The 10,887-nt window shown below is 69.8% G+C and carries 12 protein-coding genes; 9 read left to right on the top strand and 3 right to left on the bottom strand.

From position 1 onward, the window contains the following. From ACIBBB_RS17530 to ACIBBB_RS17515, 4 genes are all read left to right on the top strand, one after another. Window positions 1-986, top strand: a 986-nt coding sequence (locus ACIBBB_RS17530) for a Hint domain-containing protein (RefSeq protein ID WP_398982758.1), incomplete at its 5' end; no start/stop codon positions are given. After that, complete coding sequence (locus tag ACIBBB_RS17525; protein ID WP_398982756.1) at window positions 986-1,378, top strand: hypothetical protein; 393 nt, start codon at window positions 986-988, stop codon at window positions 1,376-1,378. The genes ACIBBB_RS17530 and ACIBBB_RS17525, both read left to right, overlap by 1 nt. Then, the gene (locus ACIBBB_RS17520; RefSeq protein WP_398982754.1) at window positions 1,375-1,785 is read left to right on the top strand and encodes a hypothetical protein; all 411 of its coding nucleotides are present in this window, start codon (window positions 1,375-1,377) and stop codon (window positions 1,783-1,785) included. Before ACIBBB_RS17525 ends, ACIBBB_RS17520 begins: the two co-directional genes overlap by 4 nt. A gap of 91 nt (window positions 1,786-1,876) precedes the next feature. Continuing rightward, window positions 1,877-2,686 (top strand): hypothetical protein, encoded by an 810-nt coding sequence (locus tag ACIBBB_RS17515; protein WP_398982752.1) that lies wholly within the window; start codon window positions 1,877-1,879, stop codon window positions 2,684-2,686. Between the two features lie 34 nt (window positions 2,687-2,720). On the opposite strand, the gene ACIBBB_RS17510 is transcribed toward ACIBBB_RS17515, so the two are convergent. After that, window positions 2,721-3,092: a DUF192 domain-containing protein gene (locus ACIBBB_RS17510; RefSeq protein WP_398982750.1), complete on the bottom strand. Its 372-nt coding sequence runs from the start codon at window positions 3,090-3,092 to the stop codon at window positions 2,721-2,723. Window positions 3,093-3,217: 125 nt separating this feature from the next. Between ACIBBB_RS17510 and ACIBBB_RS17505 the strand changes: the two genes are divergently transcribed. After that, entirely contained in the window at window positions 3,218-4,171 is a 954-nt protein-coding gene (locus tag ACIBBB_RS17505) for a prepilin peptidase (RefSeq protein WP_398982798.1), read from the top strand. Between the two features lie 72 nt (window positions 4,172-4,243). After that, the gene (locus ACIBBB_RS17500) at window positions 4,244-5,035 is read left to right on the top strand and encodes a class I SAM-dependent methyltransferase (protein WP_398982748.1); all 792 of its coding nucleotides are present in this window, start codon (window positions 4,244-4,246) and stop codon (window positions 5,033-5,035) included. Window positions 5,036-5,057: 22 nt separating this feature from the next. On the opposite strand, the gene ACIBBB_RS17495 is transcribed toward ACIBBB_RS17500, so the two are convergent. After that, on the bottom strand, window positions 5,058-6,287 hold the full coding sequence (locus tag ACIBBB_RS17495; protein WP_398982746.1) for a winged helix DNA-binding domain-containing protein: 1,230 nt from the start codon (window positions 6,285-6,287) through the stop codon (window positions 5,058-5,060). Between the two features lie 160 nt (window positions 6,288-6,447). On the opposite strand from ACIBBB_RS17495, the gene ACIBBB_RS17490 reads away from it, so the two are divergent. Then, window positions 6,448-6,792 carry a winged helix-turn-helix transcriptional regulator gene (locus tag ACIBBB_RS17490; RefSeq protein WP_398982796.1) on the top strand — a complete coding sequence of 115 codons (345 nt, stop codon included), beginning with the start codon at window positions 6,448-6,450 and terminating at the stop codon, window positions 6,790-6,792. 261 nt (window positions 6,793-7,053) lie between these two features. Here the strand turns inward: ACIBBB_RS17490 and mgrA are convergent, their stop codons facing one another. Continuing rightward, complete coding sequence (mgrA, locus tag ACIBBB_RS17485) at window positions 7,054-8,091, bottom strand: L-glyceraldehyde 3-phosphate reductase (RefSeq protein ID WP_398982744.1); 1,038 nt, start codon at window positions 8,089-8,091, stop codon at window positions 7,054-7,056. A gap of 190 nt (window positions 8,092-8,281) precedes the next feature. On the opposite strand from mgrA, the gene ACIBBB_RS17480 reads away from it, so the two are divergent. Both ACIBBB_RS17480 and ACIBBB_RS17475 read left to right on the top strand, forming a co-directional pair. Next, window positions 8,282-9,046 carry an isoprenyl transferase gene (locus tag ACIBBB_RS17480; RefSeq protein WP_189110159.1) on the top strand — a complete coding sequence of 255 codons (765 nt, stop codon included), beginning with the start codon at window positions 8,282-8,284 and terminating at the stop codon, window positions 9,044-9,046. A 412-nt stretch (window positions 9,047-9,458) separates the two neighbouring features. Beyond that, entirely contained in the window at window positions 9,459-10,775 is a 1,317-nt protein-coding gene (locus tag ACIBBB_RS17475) for a PhoH family protein (protein ID WP_189110158.1), read from the top strand. Window positions 10,776-10,887: the final 112 nt, after the last annotated feature.

Below are 10,887 nucleotides of genomic sequence, written 5' to 3'. Positions count from 1 at the left end.
AGGACAGACTCGCCGACGCGAAGAAGAAACTCGATCAGGAGAACAAGGACAAACCCAGGGACGGCGACAAACCGGAGGACAAGCCGGAGTCCTGCCCCGCCAACCACAGCTTCCTGCCCGGCACTCCCGTCCTGCTCGCCGACGGGCGCAGGATCCCGATCGAGACCGTACGGACCGGCCAGCGGGTCACCGTCACCGATCCGTCCAGTGGCCTGACCACCGCCCGCCGGGTCGTCCGTACCATCACCACCCACGACGACAAGGCATTCACCCGGCTGACGGTCCTCTCCGACTCGGGCACCGCGGCCCTGACGGCGACCGACACCCACCCGTTCTGGCTGAGCGACCAGCGGCGCTGGGCGGAGGCCGGGGACATCCGGCCGGGCGCGACGTTCCGTACGCCGACCGGCGGGGCGCTCCAGGTCGTTGATGTCGACCGCTACACGCGTCAGCGGACCACGTACGACCTGTCCGTCGAGGGCATCCACACGTACTACGTGGGTCTCGGCTCCCAGGAAGCCCTCGTCCACAACAACGACCCGTGCGACAACCCGGACTACGACAAGGATCCGGAGTTCGGCATCACGGACAAGAAGCACGGGGAGATCGACAAGCGCCACGGCGCCGACATCGCGGACGGCGTGGACTACAACGTCAAGCGCATCAAGTCCAAGGACCAGCCGGTGGAGGGCGAGACGCCCGAGCAGGCCGCGCAGCGGGTCAAGAACGCCAATGACCACATCATTCCGGGCACGAACGGCGATCCGACGAAGATGGCCGAGTACTTCGCGAAGTTCCGGGACAAGGAATTCACCCACCACGACCCCCGGCCGCCGGACCCCAAGAGGCCGAATTCCCAGTCGGACGCTCTCTACGATGACGAGAAGGGCGTGGTCATCCTGAAGAACGGCACGATGATCCACGGCTACAAGATGTCCCGGGCGGAGTTCGACCGTCTCTACAGCAAGGGAGCGAAGCGCAACTGATGATCAGCGAGGTGGAGATCCGGCGCGACCCGGAGAACGGGCAGTATGTCCTGATGGTGGACGACCGTCAGTTCCATCTGCTGCGCAGGGCGGTCATCGTCTTCTCGTACCGGGAGGAGTCCGCCGCCGTCCGGGCCCTCGTCACGGGCGCCGAGGAGATCGCGCTGGCGGGGCCGCTCCAACTGGACGCGTCGTACGACGACGTGGTGCCGGGACCGGTACAGCTGACGTTCGCGCAGTTCCACGCGGTGTACGGGATTCTCACGTCGCTGCCGACCGTCACCTGGACCGAGGAAGAGTTCGTCGAGCGGGTCGGGGACTTCCGTGAGAGCGTCCTGCGGATGGCGCTTCTCCTGCGCTCGGGTCTGCTGAGTTCGGGGCTGCCGGTATGAGGAATCGGGTGCCGGTCAGCCGTACGGACAGCGGCCTGGAGGTACGTCTCACCCCCTCGCAGCTCGAACTGCTGCGCCGCGCCACCGAGGCATTCGGCGAGCTCGTTCCCGACCCGGAGCAGCGGCGGTTCGTCCTGGGCGGGGGCGGCGCCGGCCTGGCGGAACTGTTCGCCGTCGGGCACGACCCGGACCACTCCCTGTCCCTGCCCGCGACGGAAGCCCAGCTCCGCGCCACGCACACGCTGTTGACGACCCTTCTCGTCATGGTCCCGTCGGAGCGTGCCTTCATGGAGCGGGTCGGCTTCTTCCGGGAGAACGCGGCGGGCGTTGCCCTCGGCCTGCGCCGCGGCGCAGGCGCGGCGGTCCGGTCGGACACCGGGGCCGAGCCGAGGGAGCCGGGGGAGTGACGGCCCTGGTTGGGTCCATGGACCCATGCGGAGCGCCACGAGCCGCTGTTAGCGTTCAGAACCGGCCAGTAGAGAGCGAGATGGGATTCAGATGAGGACGCGCACCGCAGGTACGGCACGGCGGACCGGCACGGTCGCCGCACTGGCCGCGCTCGTGCTGGGGGCCACCACCGCCTGCGGCGGCGACGCCGACAAGCTGAAGAAGCCGGACACGGCCGCCACTTCCACGGCGGAGGCGAAGGACGCGAAGGACCCCGGCCAGGTCTCGGAGCCGCCGGCCCTGGAGGAGCAGCCGAAGACCGTCAACCCGGAGGTGAAGGGCGTCGGCGCCGGTGGCGGCAAGGAGCTGACCAAGGCCGAGCTGGACGCCGCCGTCCTGGCCACCGGTGATGTGGCGACGTTCACGTCCGGCCCGATGGACGGGCCGCCGGCGCAGGGCGAGGCCCCCGACAAGCCGGACTGCGCACCGCTCACCGCGATGATCAACGGCAAGCCCGAGCCCGAGGCCTCGGCGGTCATCTACCGTCAGCTCGTCGGCGCGAAGACGGGCCGGCCCGCCATCTCCGAATTCCTCGCCACTCATGGCACGCAGGGCGCCACCACCCTCTTCAACAGGCTGAGCGAAGCGGTCAAGGACTGCGAGGACGGCTTCAAGGGAAGCGGTGCGGGGAGCACGTCGACGTACTCGGCCGTGAAGCGGCTCGACGTCCCCAGGGCGGGCGACGACACCCTCGCGTACCAGGTGACGGGCGAATTCGAGGGCGATCCGGTGCCGATGGTGTTCCAGGTCGTGCGCGTGGGCGGTACGGTCGCGACCTTCTACACCGCGAACTTCGAGGGCCCGACGACCCCGGAGATACCGTCGATCCTGCTCGCGACCCAGGCGGTGAAGCTCAAGTAGCCCGCCGAACGGAGGCGACGGAGGCCCTTGGGCGTCAGGCGCCGGACAGGCTCTGCGCGTCGACGCTCAGCCGCACGCCCGGACGCAGGCCCCAGCGTTCCATCGCACCGGCCTCCGCCTCCAGCACATGCCTGGCCCGCAGCCGGGGCAGCGGCATCCGGCCGGGCTTCAGCGTGTGGACGTGGACGACCTTCAACTCCTTGTCCAGATAGGCGACATCGATCGTGAAGCCCATCCGGAACGTGTGCACGCTGCCGCACGGCGTGATCAGCAGCGCCCCGTCGAGCCCGGTCCGCCCCAGCAGCCCGCGCCGCCGTGCGTTGTACGAGGCGGCGATCTCCAGCGCCACCGGCTCGTCCCGGCCCTCGATCGTCAGCGTGCCCTTGCCGTTCTGCCATTTCCCCATGGCGCTAGACCATACGACCCCACACCACGCTTCCCGGCCGCGGATCCCGGATCTGGGCCCCCCGCGGCCGGATGTGGGTCCTAGGGCCTATGACCCGTGGTGTGGTTCGCTCTAAGGTCGACCATGTGCACGCCACGTTGATCGTTGTCGCCGTCCTCTGGGGCGCAGCCGCCGGGCTGCTCCTTCCGCGCGCCGCGTACCGGCTCTCCGTCGAGCCCGAGGAGGCGTACCGCGACAGCTGCGAGGCCGGGCATCCGATCATCGGGCCCGCCAAGGGCTGGCTCGGCAGGGCCGGTTGTGCGACCTGTACGGCGGCGGGCGGCGTGATCACGGCCGCGGGCTGGGCCGGGCGTTCGGACTCCGTGGCCGCCGCGTCCCCGGGGCGTGCGGAGGCCGGCGAGGCCGCGCTGCCCCGCACGGACGAGTCCGCGACCGCTCCGGGCGTGGCCGCCCCGACGAGCGACGGCGCCGACGCCGGGAGCGGCACCGACGCCCCTGACACGTCCGCCGCCCCGGGGCCCGTCCTGCGCGGCGCGCGCTATGTCCCCTCCCTCTACGTCACCGTCATCACCGCCCTCGTCTGCGGCGTGCTCGCCGCCGCCACCGGTCCCCGCCCCGAACTCGCCGTATGGCTGCTGCTCGCACCCTTCGCCGTACTGCTCGCGCTCGTCGACCGCAACGTGCACCGCCTCCCCGACCAGTTGACCCTCCCGCTCGCGGTGGCCTCCGCCGCGCTGCTCGGGATCACCGCGCTCCTCCCCGACGACGGCGGCTCCTGGTCGACCGCGCTGCTGGGCGGACTCGCGCTCGGCGCCTGCTACTTCGTCCTCTTCCTGATCAACCCGAACGGCATGGGCTTCGGCGACGTCAAGCTCGCGCTCTCGCTCGGTGTCGTGCTCGGCTGGTACGGCTGGGTGGTGCTGTTCGTGGGTGCGTTCGCCGGGTTCCTGTTCGGGTCGCTGTACGGGCTCGGGCTGATGATCCTGCGCCGGGCGAACCGCAAGTCCGCGATCCCCTTCGGGCCCTTCATGATCACCGGGGCGCTGCTCGGCCTGGTGCTCGGCGCTCTCGCCGTCTGAACCGATCCGCCGGCCCCGTCTCATCCAGAAATGCGTTCGCGGTCCGCGGAGGGCTCCTGGGAGCATCGCCCCATGTCTCCCACGCCCCACCCCGGCCCCCATCTCCACCGCCGCGGCTTCGACGACCTGATCACCGAGGCCGACGCCGTCTCCGTCGACGGCTGGGACTTCTCCTGGCTCGACGGGCGAGCGACGGAGGAGCGGCCCCCGTGGGGCTACGCCCGTTCCATGGCCGAGCGGATGGGGCGCGCCACCGCCGCCCTCGACATCCAGACCGGGGGCGGTGAAGTCCTCGCCTCCGTACCGAAGTTGCCGCCGCTGACCGTGGCCACCGAGGGCTGGCCGCCGAACGTCGCCCGAGCCACCGCGCTCCTGCACCCGCGCGGTGCGGCCGTCGTCAGTGACCAGGACGAGCCGCCGCTGCCCTTCGCGGACGCGGCGTTCGACCTGGTCGTCAGCCGTCACCCGGTGAAGGCGTGGTGGACCGAGATCGGCCGCGTCCTGCGGCCCGGCGGCACGTACTTCTCCCAGGAGGTCGGCCCAGCCAGCGTCTTCGAACTGGTCGAGTACTTCCTGGGGCCCCAGCCCGAGGGCCGCACCGGGCGCGACCCGGAACGGGCCAGGGCGGCGGCCGGAGCCGCCGGGCTCGACGTGGTGGATCTGCGGACGGCGGCGCTGCGCACCGAGTTCCACGACATCGGGGCCGTCGTCTACTTCCTGCGGAAGGTGATCTGGATGGTGCCCGGTTTCACCGTCGACCGGTACCGGGACCAACTCGCCGCGCTGCACCGCCGTATCGAGACCGAGGGCCCTTTCGTCGCCACCACGACACGCTTCCTGATCGAGGCGGTCAAGCCCGCCTGAAGCCCAAGGCCCCCGCCCCGCTCTACGCGTGCGGCCCGACCGCCACCGTCCCGACCGTCAGCCGCGGCGTGCCCTGGAGGATCTCGCCGGTCCGCTCCACCTGCTCCTCAAGCTCCGCGCGCCGCGCGGCCGTCAGGGGGCGCAGCGGTTCCACCGTCACGTCCAGCCACTTCCCGGAGCGGCGCTGGTGCCACACCCCGGCGACGACCCCGTCGATCAGCACCACGGGGTAGTTCCCGGCCTGCCCGCCCCCGAGCGCCCGCTCGTACGCCGCGCCGGGGAAGAGCCGTTCGCGCGGCTGGGAGGCGATCGTGAAGGCGTCGAAGTAGGGGAGGAGCCGTACGCCGCGCGCCACCGGCTCGACCGGAAAGTCCGTGTCACCTGTCACCACCCAGGCCGGTCCGCCCTCGTAGCCGACCTGCTCGGTACGGCCCTCGGCCGCGAGCGTGTCGAACAGCTCCCTGGCCCAGTTCACCGGTGTGGTCAGCCACTTGGCGAAGTGCTGCGGGGTGGCCGGCCCGTACGCGTACAGATAGCGCGCCACGAGCCCGGCGAGCGCCTCCGACCCCTCCAGCGGAGTGAATCCGGGCAGCAGACGGTGGGGGTTGGTGTACGTGACCTTCCGCCCCCGGTTCGGCCCGAAGCAGAGCGCGCCGCGGTGCGCCGCCGTGTGCGTCATCTGCCGCCAGCGTGGCCACTTCGTCTGGAACGCGTCCATGACCGGGTCTGCGGCCCAGGGCCCGGTGCGCGCCACGATCTCGTCGGTCAGTTCGTCGACGGTGAGGTCGTCGTCGGCCAGCGCGTCGGCGATCGCGGCGACGACCTGGTCCGTCTCGTCCTCGCTCATCCGCACTCCCGCGGGCATGGCGTTGCGCCCGGTGGGGAGCGCGGAGAGCGCCCCGGTCCACAGCGGCAGATCGGCCGACGGCAGCAGATGTACGGTGCCGCGCGGCCCGAACGTCTTGACCAGGCCGCCGTCCGTCCACAGCGCGGTGCGCACGTCCTCGCGCGTCCCGCCGCCGTCCAGCCGCAGCGCGACGGACAACTCGGCCGCCGACAGGACCTGCGCGTGGGCGCCGACCATGGCGCCGGTGACGGCGGCGGGGCCGCCGTCCGACGGCGCGGCGAGCCCCTGCCGGGCCAGCCGCCGGGCGTTGGCCGCGGCCCAGCTCACGGTCAGGGACTCGGACGCGGACTCGGACGCGGACGCGGTCACGGAGACGGCCACGGACTCGGTCTTCTTCGTCGTCATACGGCGAACCCTAGGAGCCCTGTAGGACAGATTCCGTCCGCATGACGGCGCCACCTCCAGTCCCTCTCATACACTTCCCCGTGGCGGAGTACTGCCGCAAAGGTAAGTAAAGCCATCTGGCGAGGAGCCGGCAGTGACGCGACAGCCCGGGAACCCCTTCATGTGCGGTCTCGACGCGGCGGTCGCCGTCGTCGGCGGCAAGTGGAAGCCGATGATCCTGTGGGCGTTGAACGACGGAGGGGTGCTGCGCTTCGGCGAACTGCGGCGCCATATCGAAGGGGTCAGCGAGAAGGTGCTCATCCAGCAGCTGCGCGAGCTGGAGGCCGACTCCATCGTCAGTCGCGAGGTCTACCGGGAGGTGCCGCCGCGCGTCGAGTACTCCCTCACGGAGCTGGGAGAGGCGCTGAACGCGGCGCTGATCCCGCTCGGCCGGTGGGGACACACGAACATGGACGTCATCGTCGCGAACAAGGAGAAGGCGGCCGTGAAGGCCGCCTCCCTCTGAACCGCGTACTCCCAACGGGTGGCGAGTTCTCGCCAATCAATGACCCCGAACAGCGCGCTCAACCCCGCTGTCCAGGGCCTTTTACGTGTCGGACGCAGCAATCCGGCAACTCCGCAGCGTAGTCACCGGCGTGCGTGGCACCCAGCACCACTTACGAAGGGTTATGGTGGAAACCCCCCCTCGGGCCGGTCCGTATCCCCCCCACGGACCGGCCCGTTTTTTTCATGTCCACACCCCGTTGGGTTCCGGACGGTGGCGCGTTCAGCTCCGTCCGGCCCAGATGTTGGTGCCCTTCGTGTCCACGGCGAAGCTGTCGATCTCCTTCAGCTCCTCGGCCGACAGCGTGGCTCCTTCGAGCGCCGCGACGTTCTCCTCCAGCTGCTTCGTGCTCGACGCGCCGATCAGGGCCGACGTCATCCGCTCGTCGCGCAGCACCCAGTTGATCGCCAGCTGCGCCAGCGACTGACCGCGCCGCCGGGCGATCTCGTTGAGGCCGTTGAGCCTGCGCACGACCTCGTCCGAGAGCAGACCCGGGTCCAGGGACTTGCCCTGTGTGGCCCGTGACCCCTCGGGAATCCCCTGGAGGTACTTGTTGGTGAGCAGGCCCTGCGCCAGCGGTACGAAGGAGATGCAGCCCATGCCGGCCGCCTCCAGCGTGTCGAGCAGACCGTCGTCCTCGATCCAGCGGTTGATCATCGAGTACGAGGGCTGGTGGATGAGCGCCGGAACACCCATCTCCTTCAACAGCCGCGCCGCTTCGGCGGTCTGCTCCGCCTTGTAGGAGGACACACCCACATAGAGCGCCTTGCCCTGCTGAACCGCGGACGCCAGCGCGCCCATGGTCTCCTCAAGAGGGGTGTGCGGGTCGAAGCGGTGAGAGTAGAAGATGTCGACGTAGTCGAGGCCCATCCGCTTCAGGGAGGCGTCGAGCGACGACGTCAGATACTTACGGGAACCCCACTCGCCGTAGGGGCCCGGATGCATCAGATATCCGGCCTTGGTGGAAATGATCAATTCGTCGCGGTAGGCCGAGAAGTCCTGCGCGAAGATCTTGCCGAAGTTCTCCTCGGCGGACCCGGGCGGGGGGCCGTAGTTGTTCGCCAGGTCGAAGTGTGTGACGCCGAGGTCGAAGGCGCGGCGCAGGATCGCGCGCTGCGAGTCGATGGTCCGGTCGTCACCGAAGTTGTGCCAGAGGCCGAGCGAGAGCGCGGGCAGCTTGAGGCCGCTGCGTCCGGTGCGCCGGTACTCCATGGAGTCGTAACGGTCATCGGCTGCGAGGAAAGAGGGGAATTCAGTCACGAGTCCTTCCCTATCACGGACTTGTGACAGACCGGGTTGGGCCGTCGCGCCGCCCGCGCAGTACTGTGACGGCTTCGGGTGCCAGGGGCGGTCCCCATTTCTTGTCGCGGACGGCCCTCCCCGCGGTGGACGTGCTGCTTCGCGGGCCGCCTGACCGGCGGTCCCCGGCAGAAATCGAGAGGTGGACTCAGTGAACTTGCGCGACCTGGTGTACGGGCTCTACGCACGCCGGGTGGAAAGGCGCCTCGATCACACCCAGGTGCTCCCCAAGCACATCGGTGTCGTCCTCGACGGGAACCGGCGCTGGGCGAAAGCCTCCGGCGGCACGACCGAACAGGGCCACAAGGCCGGCGCCAGCAAGATCCAGGAACTGCTCGGCTGGTGCGTCGAGACGGACGTCGAGGTGGTCACCCTGTGGCTGCTCTCCACGGACAACCTCGACCGCCCCGACGAGGAGCTGATCCCCCTCCTCGGCATCATCGAGAACGCCGTTCGCGACCTCGCGGCCGACGGCCGCTGGCGCGTCCACCACGTCGGCACCCTGGACCTGCTCCCCTCCCGTACGCAGACCGTCCTCAAGGAGGCCGAGCAGGCCACGGACGGCAACGCCGGAATATTGGTCAATGTCGCCGTCGGCTACGGCGGGCGGCAGGAGATCGCCGACGCCGTCCGCTCCCTCCTGCTGGACCACGCCCACAAGGGCACCTCGTTCGAGGACCTCGCCGAGATCGTCGACACGGACCTGATCGCCTCGCACCTCTACACCCGCGGTCAGCCGGACCCCGACCTGGTGATCAGGACCAGCGGCGAACAGCGTCTCTCCGGCTTCATGCTGTGGCAGAGCGCCCATTCGGAGTACTACTTCTGCGAAGTCTTCTGGCCGGCTTTCCGTAAGGTCGACTTTCTCCGGGCCCTGCGTGACTACGCGGCGCGACACCGCCGCTACGGAGCCTGAGGTCCCGCCCCGCAAGCCTTCCGATACCCCTCCCCGGAATCCCCCCGTACGCCACACCGAACGCGCGTTCGCGGCAGGCCGTACGTCCCGTCATCCGAGGTTCACACGGTGTCCGTCATATGCCGTGGCATGGCTGAGGACGTTCGAGGGAATACCTCTCCACAGGTCGACGTCCGAGCAGAACCGTCAGCGATGACGGCGGGCGTCGAATCTCAGCGGTCGGCCCAGCCGTCCGCCCGGGAGGCCCTTTGCACCAGGACGATCGTACGGTGACGCGTACGGGCGCCGTGGAGGGCCGGTCCTCGGCCCGCGCATGGGGGCCCGAGTCCGGTCCGCCGTCCGCCGCCAGGCGGGCGACCACAGCCCGTGACGCCGTCGCATCCCGACCTCGTCCGAGGGGGTACGTCCTTCCGTGGTGACAAGCACAAAGCGCCGCATGCCCGACAGGCGCACCTATGTTCTCGACACCAGCGTCCTGCTGGCCGATCCGAACGCCATGTCCCGCTTCGACGAGCACGAAGTCGTGCTGCCGATCGTGGTGATCACGGAGTTGGAGGCCAAGAGGCACCATCCGGAACTCGGATACTTCGCCCGGCAGGCCCTGCGTCTGCTCGACGACTTCCGCATCCGGTACGGCCGCCTCGACGCCCCCATCCCGCTGGGCGACCTGGGCGGCACGCTGCGCGTCGAGCTCAACCACTCCGATCCCGGCGTCCTTCCCGCCGGCTTCCGACTGGGGGACAACGACTCGCGGATTCTCGCGGTGGCGCGCAATCTCCAGGCTGAGGGGTATGACGTCACCGTCGTCTCCAAGGACCTGCCGCTGCGCATCAAGGCATCGTCGGTCGGGCTTCTCGCCGAGGAGTACCGCGCCGAGCTGGCCATCACCGACTCCGGCTGGACCGGTATGAGCGAGATGGCGCTCTCGGCCGAGCAGGTGGATCTCCTCTTCACCGAGGAGACGCTGTACGTGCCCGAGCTGAGCGATCTGCCGGTGCACACCGGACTGGTCCTCCAGTCCGACCGCGGCAAGGCGCTCGGCCGCATCACGCCCGAGGGCAATGTGAAGCTCGTCCGCGGCGACCGGGAGGCCTTCGGGATCCACGGCCGCAGCGCCGAGCAGCGCATCGCGCTCGACCTGCTCCTCGACCCGGACATCGGCATCATCTCGATGGGCGGCCGGGCGGGCACCGGCAAGTCGGCCCTGGCCCTCTGCGCGGGCCTGGAGGCGGTCCTGGAGCGCCGCCAGCACAAGAAGGTGATGGTCTTCCGGCCGCTGTACGCGGTCGGCGGGCAGGAGCTGGGCTATCTGCCGGGTACCGAGGCCGAGAAGATGAGCCCGTGGGCGCAGGCGGTCTTCGACACCCTGTCGGCCGTCGCCGGCCGTGAGGTGATCGAGGAGGTGCTGGGGCGCGGCATGCTCGAAGTGCTGCCGCTGACGCACATCCGCGGACGTTCGCTGCACGACGCGTTCGTCATCGTCGACGAGGCCCAGTCGCTGGAGCGGAACGTACTTCTGACCGTTCTCTCCCGTATCGGGGCCAACTCCCGTGTGGTGCTGACCCATGACGTGGCGCAGCGCGACAACTTGCGTGTGGGCAGGTACGACGGCGTGGTCGCGGTCGTCGAGAAGCTCAAGGGGCACCCGCTCTTCGCGCATGTCACCCTCAACCGCTCCGAGCGTTCGCCGATCGCCGCGCTCGTGACCGAAATGCTGGAGGAAGGTTAGTTCTCCGCCTGAATGCGGCAGTTGGCGCCGCCCGGAAAAGGCCGCAAGAGCCTAGCCGGGCGGCGCTGTGCTGCGCCGCCATTTCCGTGAAACCCGTGTGGCAAACGGGGTG

The sequence above is a fragment of the Streptomyces sp. NPDC051217 genome (assembly GCF_044455465.1).
GTDB lineage: Bacteria > Actinomycetota > Actinomycetes > Streptomycetales > Streptomycetaceae > Streptomyces.
This window is presented reverse-complemented; position numbering and strand designations above follow the sequence as displayed.